Annotated in this window: 17 protein-coding genes; 8 read left to right on the forward strand and 9 right to left on the reverse strand. The window is 65.4% G+C overall.

The annotated features are described in order from the left end of the window. Nucleotides 1-51: 51 nt before the first annotated feature. Both QXK92_RS19020 and QXK92_RS19025 read right to left on the reverse strand, forming a co-directional pair. A complete protein-coding gene (locus QXK92_RS19020) occupies nucleotides 52-939 on the reverse strand; it encodes a fructose bisphosphate aldolase (RefSeq protein WP_306243770.1) in 888 nt (295 codons plus the stop codon). Nucleotides 940-1052: 113 nt separating this feature from the next. Continuing rightward, the gene (locus QXK92_RS19025; RefSeq protein WP_306243772.1) at nucleotides 1053-1811 is read right to left on the reverse strand and encodes an evbL; all 759 of its coding nucleotides are present in this window, start codon (nucleotides 1809-1811) and stop codon (nucleotides 1053-1055) included. 49 nt (nucleotides 1812-1860) lie between these two features. On the opposite strand from QXK92_RS19025, the gene QXK92_RS19030 reads away from it, so the two are divergent. After that, complete coding sequence (locus tag QXK92_RS19030) at nucleotides 1861-2262, forward strand: YchJ family protein (protein WP_306243774.1); 402 nt, start codon at nucleotides 1861-1863, stop codon at nucleotides 2260-2262. A gap of 6 nt (nucleotides 2263-2268) precedes the next feature. Here the strand turns inward: QXK92_RS19030 and QXK92_RS19035 are convergent, their stop codons facing one another. Beyond that, a complete protein-coding gene (locus QXK92_RS19035; protein ID WP_306243776.1) occupies nucleotides 2269-3162 on the reverse strand; it encodes an alpha/beta hydrolase in 894 nt (297 codons plus the stop codon). Nucleotides 3163-3273: 111 nt separating this feature from the next. On the opposite strand from QXK92_RS19035, the gene QXK92_RS19040 reads away from it, so the two are divergent. Next, nucleotides 3274-5940 (forward strand): LuxR C-terminal-related transcriptional regulator, encoded by a 2667-nt coding sequence (locus tag QXK92_RS19040; RefSeq protein ID WP_306243778.1) that lies wholly within the window; start codon nucleotides 3274-3276, stop codon nucleotides 5938-5940. Nucleotides 5941-5962: 22 nt separating this feature from the next. Here the strand turns inward: QXK92_RS19040 and QXK92_RS19045 are convergent, their stop codons facing one another. From QXK92_RS19045 to QXK92_RS19055, 3 genes are all read right to left on the reverse strand, one after another. Continuing rightward, nucleotides 5963-6712: an enoyl-CoA hydratase gene (locus QXK92_RS19045; protein WP_306243780.1), complete on the reverse strand. Its 750-nt coding sequence runs from the start codon at nucleotides 6710-6712 to the stop codon at nucleotides 5963-5965. A gap of 109 nt (nucleotides 6713-6821) precedes the next feature. After that, entirely contained in the window at nucleotides 6822-8267 is a 1446-nt protein-coding gene (locus tag QXK92_RS19050) for an FAD-binding oxidoreductase (RefSeq protein ID WP_306243782.1), read from the reverse strand. A gap of 97 nt (nucleotides 8268-8364) precedes the next feature. Then, nucleotides 8365-8940: a TetR/AcrR family transcriptional regulator gene (locus QXK92_RS19055; RefSeq protein WP_306243784.1), complete on the reverse strand. Its 576-nt coding sequence runs from the start codon at nucleotides 8938-8940 to the stop codon at nucleotides 8365-8367. 88 nt (nucleotides 8941-9028) lie between these two features. Between QXK92_RS19055 and QXK92_RS19060 the strand changes: the two genes are divergently transcribed. The 3 genes from QXK92_RS19060 (at nucleotide 9029) to QXK92_RS19070 (ending at nucleotide 10892) form a co-directional block, all read left to right on the forward strand. Next, nucleotides 9029-9676, forward strand: coding sequence for a hypothetical protein (locus QXK92_RS19060; protein WP_306243787.1), 648 nt, complete (start codon nucleotides 9029-9031; stop codon nucleotides 9674-9676). Between the two features lie 43 nt (nucleotides 9677-9719). Beyond that, complete coding sequence (locus QXK92_RS19065; protein WP_306243790.1) at nucleotides 9720-10076, forward strand: hypothetical protein; 357 nt, start codon at nucleotides 9720-9722, stop codon at nucleotides 10074-10076. Nucleotides 10077-10229: 153 nt separating this feature from the next. Then, nucleotides 10230-10892, forward strand: coding sequence for a hypothetical protein (locus QXK92_RS19070; RefSeq protein ID WP_306243792.1), 663 nt, complete (start codon nucleotides 10230-10232; stop codon nucleotides 10890-10892). 4 nt (nucleotides 10893-10896) lie between these two features. On the opposite strand, the gene QXK92_RS19075 is transcribed toward QXK92_RS19070, so the two are convergent. Together QXK92_RS19075 and QXK92_RS19080 are read right to left on the reverse strand one after the other, a co-directional pair. Further along, on the reverse strand, nucleotides 10897-11637 hold the full coding sequence (locus tag QXK92_RS19075; RefSeq protein WP_306243794.1) for an SDR family NAD(P)-dependent oxidoreductase: 741 nt from the start codon (nucleotides 11635-11637) through the stop codon (nucleotides 10897-10899). Between the two features lie 277 nt (nucleotides 11638-11914). Next, entirely contained in the window at nucleotides 11915-12388 is a 474-nt protein-coding gene (locus QXK92_RS19080) for a DIP1984 family protein (RefSeq protein ID WP_306243795.1), read from the reverse strand. A 149-nt stretch (nucleotides 12389-12537) separates the two neighbouring features. On the opposite strand from QXK92_RS19080, the gene QXK92_RS19085 reads away from it, so the two are divergent. From QXK92_RS19085 to usfY, 3 genes are all read left to right on the forward strand, one after another. Then, entirely contained in the window at nucleotides 12538-13440 is a 903-nt protein-coding gene (locus QXK92_RS19085; protein ID WP_306243797.1) for a LysR family transcriptional regulator, read from the forward strand. A gap of 79 nt (nucleotides 13441-13519) precedes the next feature. Then, entirely contained in the window at nucleotides 13520-14266 is a 747-nt protein-coding gene (locus tag QXK92_RS19090; RefSeq protein ID WP_306243799.1) for a 3-oxoacyl-ACP reductase family protein, read from the forward strand. 105 nt (nucleotides 14267-14371) lie between these two features. Continuing rightward, the gene (gene usfY, locus QXK92_RS19095; RefSeq protein WP_306243802.1) at nucleotides 14372-14689 is read left to right on the forward strand and encodes a protein UsfY; all 318 of its coding nucleotides are present in this window, start codon (nucleotides 14372-14374) and stop codon (nucleotides 14687-14689) included. 42 nt (nucleotides 14690-14731) lie between these two features. On the opposite strand, the gene QXK92_RS19100 is transcribed toward usfY, so the two are convergent. Beyond that, nucleotides 14732-15163, reverse strand: a complete 432-nt coding sequence (locus QXK92_RS19100) for a PaaI family thioesterase (protein WP_371934566.1) — start codon at nucleotides 15161-15163, stop codon at nucleotides 14732-14734. Nucleotides 15164-15175 lie beyond the last annotated feature (12 nt).

The raw sequence follows: 15175 nt of genomic DNA on the forward strand, positions 1-15175 counted from the left end.
TCGTTTCCCAGGCAATCACTTCCGAGAAGGATCTGGTGGGCCCGGGGGGTCCTAGGTCACGGATGCCGCGTAGATCTGTTCGATGTTCGCCCCAAGCTTGGCGTCGAATTCAGCGTCGGATTGATCGACCAGCAAACCCTCGGTGAGGGCACGCGAAAAGCTGGCGATGAGACCACGATTGCGCGCCAGGATCGCGCAACTCTCGTCCAGGCTGTACCCGCCGGACAGCGCGACCACCCGGAGAACCCGGGGATGCTCGATGAGCGGTGTGTAGAGGTTGTCCTCGCTGGGCAGGGTGAGCTTGAGCATCACCTGCGTATCCCCGGGCACCTCATCGAGTTTCGCACTCAAAGCCGCCAATAGCAGGTTGTCGGCTCTGGGCTTGTCCGGGCTTTTGATACTCACCTCGGGCTCGATGATCGGCATCAGTCCCCGGTCGATAATCCGATAGGCGTAGTCGAACTGCTGGTCGACAATGGCCTTGATTCCTTGGTCATTCGGCTCTTGAATGAACGACCGCATCTTGGTGCCGAAGATGTGCTTTTCCACCGCCCGGTCCAGCAGGGAATCCAGTTTCGTCATGGGTTTCATGAGCTGCACACCGTTTTCGGCGTCGGCCAGACCCTGGTCGACCTTGACGATCGGCACGATGCGCTTCTGCTCCCACAGAAACGCCGCGGTGTCCTGACCTGCGATGGCTCGGTCCATGGTCTGCTCGAAGAGAATGGTGGCCAGGACCTGCTCGCCGGAAAAGCGGGGACTCGACATGATTCGTTCCCGCATCTCATGGATGAGGTTGAACATCTTCTCGTCGCTGTCGTAGGCATTTTCTGAAATGCCATACAGCTTCAAGGCTTTCGGGCTGCTTCCACCGCTTTGATCCAGCGCGGCGATAAAACCGGGCCGCGATGCCATCGCTGCGCGTTGCTCGTCGTTCACTGAGCTCCCTCCTTGCGACCTTCCGTCCGGCCGGGATGACGTCCGGGCCGTTGCGGAAGGACCACTATCAAAACGACCATAATCGCCCCGATCACCGCAGAGGCCAGGGGCGCTCAGCCCGCAAGACTTGTCCTCATCGACGCTAACGCGTCGGCGCTCAGTCGCGCGAGTTCGTCCGCCTCTGCGGCGTCGAGGGCGGCCGCGAAAATCTCCGCCATGCGGTGGTTGGTGGCGTCCTCGACAGCGGAGTAGCGGTCTTTCTTCGCGGCGCCGTCAGCGAACGGTTCCGGCCAGGCGAACATCTTTGTGTACTCCGGACCCTTGTTGAGCATGTGTGCTTCCACGGGCGTGATTCCCGAGTCGGTCAGGACGTTGAAATGCACGGCCGCTCGCAATTCGCGCAGGATGAACATCACCTGCAGCGCGCGCGCCGGCGCGTCATCGGCCAGCGGCATGGTGCGCCAGCCCGCATACAGCGGCAGCCCCGCGCCCGGTGTCGCGGCAATGATTTTCTCTCCCAACGCCGCCAGGCGGTCCAGCCCAGATGCGCCGACCAGATACTTGCGGCCGAACTCGGCGGTCTGTTGCCAATATTGTTCGGCGGCGCCGGCGGCGCCGCGCACCGCGACGCCTTCTTCCCACAGCGCGGCGAGGGACTCGGGCTCGAACACGACGAACGCCGAACTGACCGTCTCGCCGCTGACGTCACCCAAGACTCCACCGCGACCCGCGACGTATCCGGCCAGTGGGTTCTGGTACCCGGCCGCGATACTCTCCGCGAAAGTCTCCGGATGCAGCATGAAGACCGCCACAGCCTGCTGTATCGGGTCCCCCGCGGCACGGGCGGCTTCGGCTATGCCGTTGTCGGTCATCGCGATTTCTCCTTCGCTGTTGCGCCTTTCAGCCTGAGACAATCTCCTCATGGGCGTCAAGGCACAAGACGAAGAGGGGTGCCCGTGCGGATCTGGCAGCGGCTACGCCGACTGCTGCCGGCCACTGCACGCCGGCGAACGGGACGCCGACACCGCACTGGCGTTGATGCGGTCACGCTTCAGCGCCTTCGCCGTCGGCGACGCCGATTACCTTTCCGCGAGCTGGCATCCCCGCACGCGACCAAAGCGGCTGCACCTGGACAGCGACGTCGTGTGGCGTCGGCTGCAGATCGTCGACACCGAAGCCGGTACCCACGATGACACGACCGGAGTGGTCGAGTTCCGCGCCCAGTATGTGCGGGACGGCAAGCGCCAGATCCTGCATGAACGCAGCCGATTCACCCGGGAGAAGGGCCGCTGGCTGTATGTCGACGGAGACGTAGGTGACTGAGGATCTTCACCAGCCCTGCGACGCCAACCAGGTGCGAATGCGCTCCGCTACCGCGGGCCAGCGGGGCTCGAGCATCATGTCGTGGCCCATGCCAACGAAGATTTCCGCCCGGGTGCGGTATGCGCCGGCCGTCGCATGGACCTCACTCGTGGTGATCGAGCGATCTAGTTCCGCGCCGAGGACGAGCAGCGGCGCCGAGACATGCTGCGGCTGGGCGGGATTGAACATGGTGTCGAGTATCGGGCGCGGGCTCTCCTCGTCGAACCGTGCCGCCCAGCGCGCGACGTCAGCTTCGGCCGTCTCGGGTGAGAAGAAGGCTTCTCTCGCACGAGGCGGGGTATTGATCATCCGCACTGATTTTCCGGTGACCGTTGCCCTGGCCATCCGCAGCGGATGCCGACGTGCGGAACGGAGCATGAACCGGAGCAGTCCCTGCGGCGGCGCGGAAGCGAGCAGAACACCGGCCGGCGCTTGGTGCACCTCTAGATACTTTTGCACCACAAACCCACCGAGCGAGTGCCCGATGAGGATGGGAGCGGCGGGAAGTCGCCGGGCCACCGAATGCACGTCGTCGACGTAGTCGGCGAGCGAGACCTTAGACAGGCGGCCGGGAGCCGGACTACCGCCGTGCCCGCGCAGACTCACCGCGACGGCGCGGAATCCTCTCTCGGCGAAGAAGTCGAGGAAGTGCTCGTCCCAGCACCACGCGGCGTGCGCGGCACCGTGGACGAACAGCAGTGGATTCGGGTGGGACGCAACGCCGCGCCCCTTGTCGATCGTTTCGAGGCCGGTGGCCGGCGCCACGTGCAGATTGTCCGTTCCGGCGTTTGACATCGTCACAGTCATCCCCTCCTTGAGTGCGCCGAACACGACTATCGCCAAAGCGTCGCCGGCAACCATCCGCCGAACCGCGTAGATCGAGGTGCTGACGGGTCGTAGATCCGCTCCACCGCCGCATTGGGTTGCTGGCTACCATGAGCGCTACCGAGTGCAAGCGGTGGGAGTGAGCTTTTGACGCCGGGGACCCCTAACCTTCCGACGCAGCTGACGAGCTTCGTCGGACGCGGCCCACAGTTGGCCACCGTCGGTGCTCTCGTAGCGGACCACCGGATTGTCACCCTCACCGGCGCGGGTGGTGTCGGAAAGACCCGACTGGCCGTCGAAAAGGCCGGCGAACTCAGCGGTGAGTTCCCGGGCGGGCTGTGGTACGTGGACCTCGCCTCCGTGGTTGATCCCGAGCAGGTACCGGCCGTGGTGATGCGGGCTCTGGGCATACCGGATCCGGCGGGTCACTCCACGACCGACGCGGTGATTCACTTCATCGGAAACCGCAAAACGCTTGTCTTGCTGGACAATTGCGAGCACTTGCTGGATGCAACCGCAGCGCTTGTCTCAGCCGCGCTCAGCCGGTGCCCAGCACTGACGGTGTTGGCCACAAGCCGAGAGCCGATCGGAGTGCCTGGCGAGGTGACGTGGCGGGTGCCGTCGCTGTCGCTGACGGACGAGGCGATCGCGTTGTTCAAGGAGCGGGCCCGCCTGGTTGATCCAGAATTTGAGGCGCCCGAGGACAACACCGTCGCGGACATCTGCCGGCGTCTTGACGGCGTACCCCTGGCCATCGAACTCGCCGCAGCACGGGTGCGATCGCTGACATTGACCGACATTCTCGAGGGGTTACGCGACCGCTTCCGGTTGCTCACCGGTGGTGCACGTACTGCAGTCCGCCGTCAGCAGACACTTCGTGCCTCCGTCGACTGGTCGTACGAGCTGTTGACGGAACCGGAGCGAACAATCTTCCGACGGTTGGCCGTTTTCGTGGGCGGATTTGATCTGGCCGCGGTGCGGTCAGTTTCACCAGACATCGACGGCGACGGCATTCTGGAATTGCTGTCGTCCCTGGTCGACAAGTCGTTGGTGACCTTGCAGAACCACAACGTCCGCACCCGGTATCAGCTGCTGGAAACGATGCGCCAATACGCGCAGGAGAAGCTCGCGGAGTCTGGTGAAGCGGACCGTACCCGTCAGCACCATCGAGACCATTACGCGGCCTTGGCCGCCGACCTTGATGCAGTGCGTATCGCCTTCGCCGACCGCGTCGATGAGGTGGTCCGCGAACTTGCCAACTTGCGGGCGGCGTTCGAGTGGAGCCGCGAAAGCGGTGCTGCGGAATCGGCCGTCCGGATCGCCTCGGGGCTGCAACCAGTGTGGCTGGGACATGCCGAATTCCGCGAAGGCCGCAGCTGGTTGGATGCCGCGCTCGAGAGCCCGCTGCCCCCGGCGCTGCGAGCCCGAGCGCTCGCCGACGCGGCAATGCTCAATGTGTTGGTGGGAGTTGCGGACAGTGCGGCCGCGGATGAGTCGGCGGCGGTCGCGCGCCGGGTCAACGACCCTGAATTAGTCGCGTGGACGCTTGTCGCTTCCGCTGCCAGTCACGCCTTCGACCCCGCCTTCGATCAGACGGCGTTCGCCGAAGCGGTCGATGCGGTGCGCGAACAAGGCAAACCGTGGCGGTTGGTCGCGGCGCTGGTCCTGCGCGCACACGTGGAATACGCTGCGGGGCGCCCTGATTCGATGCGTCTCGCCGCTGAAGAAGGTCGTGATCTGGCCGAAGCCATCGGAGACCGATACGGGTCGCGGGCCTGCCGATGGCAGTTGGGGCTGGCGCAGATGATGTCTGGCGACCTGGTCGATGGCGTCGCGCAGTTTCGTCAACTACGGTCCGAGGCCGATATCGCGGCGGACCGAGGTTGGGCGGCCGGCAGCGCAATCTGCCTGAGCCGCCTGTTGACATATAGCGGTGACGTAGCAGGGGCAATTGACGTTGCCCAGCAGGGCCTCGCGGTATCGCCGGATGTCGGTGGTTTCCTTCCCGGATTCGCCCATGCTGCGTTGGCCACGGCTCACCTTGCTGCCGGGGATGTCGCTGCGGCGGCATCCGCGAGCGACGCATGGCGTGGCGCGGCGTCGGCGCAGCCCCGTACCGCCTCGATACACAGCGCGTTGATCGCATCGGTCCTGCTTGCGCGCGGTGAGCTTGCCGCCGCCCGCGTGATGGTGGACGACGCCGTGGCGACGACGCGGGGCTGGCACCGGGCAACAGCACTTGCAGCACGGGCCCACATCGCCTACGAGCAAGGCGAATTCGAACAGGCCGGCCGCGATGCGCACGACGCGCTGGCAGAAGCTGCCGCCGTTCACGCCTGGTTGGGGGTTGCGGATGCCCTCGAATGCTTGGCCGTGCTGACTGCCGACAAGCGGCAGGCTTGCCGGTTGCTGGGCGCAGCGACCGCTCTGCGCGCGCGGACCGGCGAGACACGGTTCGCCGTTTACCAAGCCGCATATGACGAGTTGGTGGCGAAGCTGCGGCAGGAAATGCCTCACCACGACTTCGCAGGTGCCTGGGCCGAGGGTCAAGGATTTTCCGCTGCGGAGATCATCGCGTACGCGCAGCGCGGCCGCGGTCAACGCAGGCGCTCGACTGTGGGTTGGGACGCGCTCACACCAACCGAACGCGACATCGTTGTGCTGGTCGGAGACGGCATAGCGAATAAAGAGATCGCGGCGCAACTGTTCATCTCGCCGCGCACCGTACAAACCCATCTCACCCATGCCTACGCCAAACTCGGCGTCACTTCCCGCGCAGGCATCATCCGTGAGGCGGCCCGGCACAGGCGATAGCGCTCCCTGACACGACGTGTAGTCAGCGGCCCTGAAATACGGGCGCCCGCTTCTGGAAACGGGCGACCTGCGCTTCGACCGCATCCTGGCTTTTCCACGCCGCCTCGAACATGTCCTGGTGGACGGGTCTCTCGGTGTCCCAGGCGCCGTCGTCATTGAGCACCCTCTTGGAGTGCCGCAGCGACAGCGGAGCCAGTCCCGCGATCTCCTGTGCCCATTGCTGGGCGTCCTCGAGGGTGCCTATCCGGTTCGCCATTCCGCACAGCAGCGCTTCGTCGGCGGGGAGCTTCTGCGCCGCCATCAGCATGGCGCGGGCTCGCCCATAGCCAACCAGGGACGTGAGTCGCCGGACCGTCCAGGTGTCGGCAGCCAGCCCGTACTTGGCCACTGGCAGTTGGAAGTACGCGTTCGGGTCGACCACACGGAGATCACAGATGATGGCCAGTTGCACACCGGCCCCGATGACCGGACCGTTGATGGCCGCAACCACCGGTACCGGCGTGTGGTCGATCGCCGCGTTGAGCGCTATCGCCTTGTCCATCAGTTCGTCGATGAGGTTCTCCGCGGAGGCGGCCCCGGCCCCCGACAGGTCCATTCCCGAGCAGAAGACGCTACCCTCGCCGGTCAGGACGATAGCCTTCACACCGTCCGCTGCCGCACCTTCGAAAGTCGTCCGAAGTTGGTCGATCACAGCAGCGTTGAGGGCGTTGCGCCGTTCTGGGCGCTGTATCCGGACGGTCAGCACATCGGCGTCCCGCGTGACGCCGATCATGCCGCCGCCTCCGAGCTGTTGCCGTCCTTGGTAGGGCGTCGATGCGACACCGCTTCTCCTTTCCTGTCAACTCGTGCCATCGCCACCTCGTGGCGAAGTGGGGCCTGGATCAGAAATTCAAGCCAGAGAACATGACCCGTCCGGGATCGTACTTCTGGCGTACGGCCGTCAGGCGAGAGAGGTTCTGCCCGAAGTATCGGGCCGGCGGCTGATTGGCCTCGATGTAATTGACGTAGCCGCCGACCGAATACTGCTGCACCGCTTGGTGTGCAGTGCTCAACCAGCTGGTCGCGGCGGACGGAGAACCGGCCGTTTCGACGTACCACTGCACCAGAGCGGACTGCCGTCGCCACGGAAAGGCGGTGGCACCCGGCGCGACGGTGGCCATCGCGCCGTCCAGAGCGTGCATGATCGCCAGCATGCGGCCGGCGTTGCGGGGGAAGGCATCGACCGCCGCGGCGATCCCCTGCGCAACGGCAGGGGTGATCGTCGTGAAAACGTCGGAGCCGCCGACATATCCGACTGGTGCCGGGTTGAGGTTGTTGACCGCCAGGTACCGCACCAGGTCGAGGTAGTTGAAGGTGTGGTTCTCGGTGCCGGTCGGTTGCACGCCGACAGCCGAAATGATCGCTGCCGCAACACTGTTGCCGGAGCCGGCCGGACAGGTCGCCAGGATCCGGCAATGAGTTCCTGTCGCGTCTGTGGTGCTGTCGGCCAGTGCCCAACTGTTCCGGTCGGCGGTACGCAACCAGTTCTGCCAGCCGACGAGGACCTGCGCGAACGCTTGCGGCGCGAAGTTCAGGTTCACCGCGTCGACGTCCTGGGTGGGGAACGTGGCAAAGGTCAACGAGGTGGTGACGCCGAAGTTGCCTCCGCCGCCGCCGCGCAACGCCCAGAAGAGGTCCGGGTTGCTCGAGGCGGACGCGGTGACGCTTTGGCCGCCGGGCAAGACCACCTGTGCCGACGTCAGCTGGTCACACAGCAGACCGGCGTGCCGGGACTGGGCGCCCAGTCCGCCGCCCAGGGCATGCCCCGCGGCGCCGACCGTCGGACACGTGCCAGTCGGGATGCCCCGTCCTGCGACGGCCAGCGCCTGGTGCACCTCGTATAAACCCGTTGCCGGCGTAACCGTCACCTGGCCGGTCGCAGCGTCGACGTTGACGTCACCCGGCAGCTGACGCAGGTCGAGCACCATGGTTCCGTTCGCCGTCGAGGCTCCGGTGTAAGAATGCCCGCCGCTGCGCGGAGCGACCTTGAGCTTGTTGGCGGCGGCGAACGCCATCGCTTTCTGCACATCCGCGGCCGATTTCGGAGTGACGATGGCCGCCGGCGTCGAGTCGCTGTAATTGGTGTTGAAAACCGCCTTGGCCGAGCCGTATTGGGCACTGTTGGGTTGGATCACCTGCCCGCCCAGGGCGGTGGACAGACCGTCCCAGCCCGACGCGACCGGATCGGCGCCGGCCCGGCCCGGCCCGAAGACCACGCCGGCGGCCAACGCACCCGCGGCACCCCGCAGAAACGTCTGCCGCGAGATCTGTGCCCGGCGCTGCGTCATATCGGGCATGGTTGCGCATGCGGCCGAGGTAACTTGGTTGCCGCGTCAGGTATCAGCTGAACTGTGCCCTAACCGTGACGCCGACCCGGGTGGGCCGTCACGGGGTCCGGGGTGCGACGAAAGGCACCAAGACTTCGTCAACCAGCTGGACGATCAGCGCATCGTCAATCGGGTCGCCGGTCACCAGCAGGCGGTGCCACAGCACGCTCTGCCCCACCTCGCGGGCGATCTCCACCGGCACATCCGCGCGCACGTCCCCGCGGGCGATTCCCCTGGCCAAAAGGTCGGCCATCTCCTTCTTGCGCCATCCGATCACATCGGTACGGAAGGCCTCGGCGAACTCGGGATCGTTCGCGGCGGCGGCGATACCCGCCCGGATGACGGCGGCCTGCGGACCGGTGAAGAGATCAGCCCAGCCACGCAGGATGGCCAGCATGTCCTCGCGGTAGCTGCCGGTGTCGCGGTGCGGGATCGCCGCGACCGCGGTCCGCAGCAGGGTGTCCCGCAGCAGCGCGCGGCCGTCGGGCCAACGTCGATAGAGCACCGCCTTGCTGGTGCCCGCGGCGGTGGCGACGGCCTCCATCGTGACGCCGGTGATGCCGTGCTCGGCGATCAGCCCCAGCACCGCCTCCCTGATCGCCGCGTCCAGTTCTGCGCCGTGCCGTCGCCGCATCGCAATCCCTTTCAAGAAACGCTTGCGTTTCTTAGCGCCTTACCTTAAGTTGGCTGCAAGAAACGGTACCGTATCTTGGAGGTTTGTCATGGCGGCTCGGCCAGTCCTGTACCCGTTGCGCACGGTCGATTCCGCCGCCGTGCGATTCACCAATGGCCCCCACCACCGCCGCCGCGTCACCATCGACCATCGGCCCCTGGCCGGCACCACCCCGTCGATGGTGCTCGACTGGTTCACCCATCTTGGCGAGACCATGTCCTACGGGGGCGAGATCATCGACCGGTACCTCGCGTGGCACCCCATCGATCACGTCCGCTGGGAACTGGCGCGCCCGGCGCCAGGTGGAGGCGCAGCCGAGGGCGCGCGGTTTCGGATCGTGGAGGCGTTCGGCGCCAAACCCGAGTATGCGGTCGACGTCATCGACCGCGTCGAGAAGCTGGACGACACGGGTATCCGCCTGGTGACTCGGGTCGCGGGCGTCATCGTCATCCAACTGGAGCACACCTGGTCGGCCGGTTCCGACGGCACGCACTACGTCTCGGTGCTCGACCTCGGCGCGCGCACCCCGCTGTTCGCGCCGGTCAACCGCATCCTGTGCCGGCGTTTTCCCGACGACATGGTGCGAGCCTGGATCAGGCACAACATCGAAGAGGTCGGGCAGCTGGAACACCTTCTGCCGCAACTGGAAACGCGGAGCGGATCAGATCCAAGGAAAGTTCAAGGATCCGTCAAGTAGGCCCGGCGACGCTCATCGTGTCAGATCTTTTCGAGGAGGCACGATGTCGCATCGCCGGTATGTACCCGCTACGAAGATCGCCGCGACCGCGGGCGTGGTCGCCGCTATGTTCGCCGCGTCCAGCGGGGTCGCTCATGCGGCCGCCGCTGCACCGCTGGGCTTTTGGACCACGAGCAGCGGATCCGAACAACTGCTCGTCAGCCAGAGCGGATGCTCGCTGGCCAACGCGGCAGGGGTGCCCACGACATCGGGGCCCTGTGCATGGAACCCGTCGTCGCGCGGCGGAATCCTGACAATCATGAGCAGCCAGACCCGTCGGCCGGCACCGGTCTACTTCAACGTCGTCTGGGTCAACCAGTCGACCATCACCGTCGAGGGTGACGTCTTCTACCGGCGATAGCCCGAGTTCCTACCGGCGATAGCCCAAGTTCTACCGGCGATAGCCCGAGAAATTTGCGCGGAATATCCGGTTTTCGGCCGATTAGGCTGCATCCGGACGGGCGGTTGCACGCAGTCTCCCCATGCCCGTCAAACCGGGCGAAGGAGTGGATGGATGACAGGCGACATCAACTTTCCGTCGGGCGACCCTCGGAATGTGCCGCCCGGCGGCTACCTACCGCCGGGTCCGCAGTACGCGCCGCCTCCGCCGCCACCTCCGCCGGCGCCGAAGAAGAGCTCGTTGGGCAAGCGGATCGGCGCCGCGCTGGGTGCGGTGGTACTGGTGATCGCCGCGAAGGTCGGGCTGCATGCGGTGATGCACCACCGCAATGCCGATCACCGGGCCAGCAGCAACGGCTTCGACTATCCGGTCGGCACCTGCCTGAACCTCGTGAAAGCGGGAATCATGGTCAAGCCGAGCGATGTCCGCGAAGAGCCCTGCTCGTCGCCTACGGCTCTGTCGAAGGTCGCCAAGCAGTACAAGGGCTCCAAGAATTGTCCCAACGACAACTACGGAACTCTCGAAGGCGGTGGCAGCGGGCTGTGTCTTGAAGACAATCTGAGCGTCGGCAGCTGCTATCACCAGGCGCTCATCTCACACATGTTTGCACCGACTGCCTGCAAGCCCGGAGTGTTGTCCAGCGACCCGACCTTCCGGGTGGCCGTCCGGCGCGACGGGGTGAACGACCCCGGGTTGTGCGCCGGGGAGCAGCAGGCGGTCAATTTTCCGGAGCCGCCGCTCACCTACTGCATGGACGTCCTTGAAAGCAGCGGGTGAACCGTCAGCCGGCACCCTTTCCGTTGTCGACGCGGTACACCGCACCATGGACGGCGGCGGCATCATCACTGGCGAGGAACGCAATGACATTGGCGACGTCGATCGGCTGCATCATCCCGCGCGGTGCGGCCGATCGAAGGATCAAGTCGTAGTTCGGATTCTCCGGTGCGCTGAACTGCTCGATCTGCGGGGTCAACATGCCGCCCGGGCAAATCGCGTTGACGCGCAACCGATCTGACGTGTACTCGACCGCCAGCGCTCGGGTCAGTCCGATCAGTCCGTGCTTCGCCGAGCAGTAACCGGCAGAATACGCCTGGCCCTCCACACCGGCGATCGAGGCGACGTTGACGATGTTGCCGCCCCGGTCCAGCAGGTGCGGTAGCGCGGCCCGGCACAGGTAGAACGGCCCGTTGAGATTGACGGCCAGGTCTTGCGCCCACTCGTCGTCGGTCATCGACTCGGTGCGACGCATCTGATGGCGCCCAGCGATGTTGACGAGCACATCGAGGGCGCCGAACTGTGCGACGCACTGCGCAACGGCAGTGCGGCAGGCACCCGGATCTGCGACATCGACTGACACGCCTGCGCCCCGCGGAATGTCGCCGAACACTGCGGCAAGCTTCTCGGCGTCTCGTGCTACGCCGAAAACCGTTGCCCCCTTGCGTGACAACAACCGAGCCGTTTCCGCGCCCAGCCCCGACGACGCCCCAGTCACGAAGGCGACCTTGCCCTCAAACGTTGCCATCGCACACCTTTCGATCGCTTCTCGACGCATTGTGCCGCAGCGCTGCTGGTGATCACCCACAGGGCTTGTGGTGGTGGTGTGCCCCTTGCCCACCCTCGTCGGCGCGAACCTGCACGTGGTGGTGTGCTGTGTGCTGTACCCCGTCACCTGTGCGCAATGCTGGGCTGCATTGTGAAAAAGGGAGTCGAACCCCCGGCACTGCCCATCGTGCGCCAAGACCGGCCGTTACCCGCCGGTGGGTTGTGTGCACGCTTCCGCGTCGACTACCGACACCACCTCATTCCGTCACCAGGTCTGCCTCCCAGTTGGCGCGCTGGATGCGCACGTCGAGTTCGCGCAACTCACGGGCGAGATCGTCGGCCTGCATACGCAGCTGCGCAACGGGCAAGGCGGACAACATCTTCAGTTCCGAGCGCAGCTGGCGTGCATATCCGGGCTGGTTCTTGCCGGCGGCTGCATCCGCGGCGGCCGTCACCACTGAGTGACGCAGTCGCAGCGTGTCTCTGCGGGCCAGTGCGTCGGTCAGGGTTCCATCGGAACCGATCGTTGTGGTCGCGTTGGTGTGATTGATCCGGCGGACCAGGGTCTCGAACTCGTCCAGCACCTCGCCGGCTTCGGCAAGTAGCGCGGCGGCGTCCTCGGCCGGATCTTCACCCTCCTGGAAGCGGGCACTGCTGACGATGCGAGCACGCAGCTGCTCAATGCGGCGCGCCGAATCTGCCCGCAGCGACAATGCCTCCGCCAACTTCATGATGTGTCCCTCGCTTTGTTGCGTTGAGCGGCAAGTGATTTATCCCCGAGTCTAGGTACTGCACGTGGCAATAATGGGCAGGAAAGTCTCATCGGCCCTGACGATTGAAGCAGGTGACCTGCATCTGTTGTGTAGATAGAGTTGTCCGCATGGAATTGCGTCAAGTCGAGTACTTCGTCGCGGTGGCCAGTGAAATGAGCTTCACCCGCGCCGCGGAACGCGTGCACGTGGTGCAGTCGGCCCTGTCTTCGTCGATCGCCAAGCTGGAGCGCGAGCTACAGGTCCAGTTGTTCGACCGGTCGCGGCAACAGATCCGGCTGACAGCTGCCGGCGAACGCTTCCGCACCCATGCCAACGAGGTGCTGCGCGTCGCCCGGACCGCGGCCGACTCCGTCAGCGAATTTCGTGGCTCGCTCTCCGGCACAGTGGAATTCGGCTCCCTGATCTCGTTCGGCCCGATGGATGTGGCTCGAGCGCTGGGCGAGTTCCACAGTACAAATCCGTTCGTACGACTCAAGTTGCGGCTCAGTCAATCTGGCGCATCGGCCTACCTTTCGGCGCTACTGGACGGCTCGCTCGATCTGGCGCTGGTATCGGTACCCAATCGTTTTCCTCCCCAACTGGACATGCAGTTGTTGTTCGAGGAACCAATGGTTTTCGTGTGCCGGGACGATCACGGGCTCGCGGGCCGGAAGCGGTTGCGGCTGAGCGACCTTGCCGGTGAGGAGCTGGTCAGTTACCCACCAGAGTTCGGGTTGCGGCGGTTGATCGACGACGCCTTTCACGCCGTCGGCGTGAAGCCGCAGACGTTCTACGAGGTGCCGGCCGGATTCGCCGACATCGCCGACCTGGTGGTCAACGGATTGGGTACCACCTTCATGCCCGAGTCGGAGGCGCGGCGCTTTTCCGCCTTGCGCTCCGTCGAGCTCAGCGCCCCGGTGATCTGGCAGGTGTACCTCGCCTCTCCGCCCGCCGGCCAGTTGACGCCGGCCACCGCACGGCTTGCCTCAGTCCTCCTCGAAGCGGCACCACACCCAGTCGACCGGCGTTGACGGGGAATGAATTCGCCGACTCCAGCCTTGCGTACCAAGTAACGAAGCGATTCGTGAACGGCAGGAAGGTTTCATCGAGATGAGCACGACGACATTGGCGGGCAAGCGAGCCCTGGTCACCGGCGGTTCGCGCGGCATCGGCGCGCAGATCGTTCGGCGACTGGCCGCCGACGGCGCCGCGGTGGCGTTCACCTACGCAGCGTCGGCGACCGATGCCGAGAAGCTCGTCGCCGAAGTGGCGGAGAACGGCGGCAAGGCGGTGGCGATTCAGGCCGACGCCGCCCGGGCCGACCAGATCGCGGCCGCGGTCGAACAGACCGTGACCGAACTCGGCGGCTTGGACGTGCTGGTCAACAACGCCGGTACGGCCTACATGGCGCCGATCGACGAATTCCCCGCAGAGCAGTTCGAGCGCTCAGTGGCAATCAACGTCGGTGGCGTGTACTGGGCCGTCCGCAGCGCCGTCAAGCATCTCGGCGAGGGCGCCCGGATCATCAACATCGGCAGCATCAACGCTGACTGGGTACCGATGCCCAGCCAGTCGGTCTACGCACTCACCAAGGGTGCGGTGTCCGCCTTCACCCGGGGACTTGCGCGTGAACTGGGCCCGCGCGGAATCACCGTCAACAATGTTCAGCCGGGTCCGATCGATACCGACATGAACCCGGACGACGGTGAGTTCGCCGAGAGCCTCAAACGGCTGTCCGCGCTGGGGCGATACGGCCACACGGGCGACATCGCCGCGATCGTCAGCTTCCTCGCCGGTCCGGAAGCCGGATACATCACCGGCGCGAACATCAACGTCGACGGCGGTATCACGGTGTGACGAGGGTGGTAGAGCTGCGCCACCCCGGGGATCACTCGCAGGGGGGATGGCTTCCCACGCCACGGTGAGTACCTCTTCGAATTAGCTCAACCGAGGAGGTCAATCATGTGCAGCACCAAAGATCCCACCGACCATTTCCGCACGACATGCCCGCACACCGGCGAGTACTTCATCGACCGGTACTGCTGGCCGGGTGTCTCGTCGATCGTCCTCGGGGTCCTGTCGCTGGACTCCGGAGTGGCGGCCGCGGCCTATCGGCACTACGAGTTTCTCCTGACATGCGGTGTGGTGGCGGTGCTGGCCATCGCGGGCGGGCTCGCCTGGCTCGTGGTGGAGCACCACCGCGTGATCCGCATCGAACGCGATTGGCTTGCCGCTCATTCCGTCACCACCGCCAAGCCGCCGCTGCGAGCGGTCGCCTAGGCCGCTAGCGTCCGGGTGCCTGCTGCGCTCTGTTGGCGCCGCTCAACTCCGGTGAGCGCGCAGCTGATACAGCCCGTGCGTGGTGGCGACGACAGTGCCGGCCGCATCGGTGACCACTGCGTCGAGGATGTAGTCGGACTTGCCGTGCGCCGCCGCCTCGGCTTCGACGCGGGCGATCGTCTCCTCGTCCATGGTCGCTTCCGCGCGTAGTGGCGTGGTGGCCATGGCCCGAAATGCGATGTCGACGTTCTTCACCAACGGGAAGTACTTGCTGGTGTCGAAAGTCGACAACGCGATGATGCCGCCCAGTACTTCGGCGACGGTGAATTGCACGCCGGCGTAGATGACACCGAAGTGGTTGCCGTTGCCCTCGACCGGCACCGTGGCGGCCGCAAAGCCGCGGCGCGCTTCGACCACCTGCACACCCATGTGGTCGGCGATCGGGATGGTCGACGACAGAGCGGAATTCATCATCTCGACGAGGGC

The sequence above is a fragment of the Mycobacterium sp. TY815 genome (assembly GCF_030755135.1).
In the GTDB taxonomy this organism is placed as follows: domain Bacteria; phylum Actinomycetota; class Actinomycetes; order Mycobacteriales; family Mycobacteriaceae; genus Mycobacterium.